1 protein-coding gene is annotated in these 552 nt (G+C 62.1%); it reads left to right on the forward strand.

What is annotated here, in order from left to right; all coding sequences use genetic code 11:
* Positions 1-19: 19 nt before the first annotated feature.
* Positions 20-552: RHS repeat domain-containing protein (locus AC1DN0_RS41305; RefSeq protein ID WP_477146638.1), on the forward strand; the 533-nt coding region annotated here is incomplete at its 3' end.

Below are 552 nucleotides of genomic sequence, written 5' to 3' on the forward strand. Positions count from 1 at the left end.
GCCCGAACGCATTTGGTCGATGGGAATGCTGCGTCAGACGATTGCCTACCATGCAGACGGTCAGCCGTCGTCCATCAGCGACGGCAATGGGAACGCGACCACGCTGTCGTCCTGGAAGCTCGGTACACCCAGAGCTATCGGATTCGGCGATGGTACCGGCCTTCAGGCAGCGGTCGATGACAACGGGTGGCTCACGGCGGTCACTGACGAAAACGGCTTTACCACGGCGTACTCGTACGATGTGATGGGGCGCATGGCCAGCCTGACGCCTCCGGAAGGGGATACCGTTGGGTGGAACCCCACCACGCGGAGTTTCCAACAGGTTCAAGGCGACGAGTATGGATTGGGCGTTGGGCATTGGCGCCAAACCGTCAGCACCGGCAACGCGCGGAAAGAAACCTACTTTGATGCGCTTTGGCGCCCGGTCGTGGTGCGTGAGTATGACGCGGCAGATGTTGCGGGCACCCAAAGGTTCCAACGTGTTGCCTATGACGAGGCGGGGAGGACGGTGTTCTCGGCCTACCCGGGCACGACCGATGCGCTGACCGCTGG

It is taken from the genome of Cupriavidus sp. 05N39 (genome assembly GCF_056397325.1).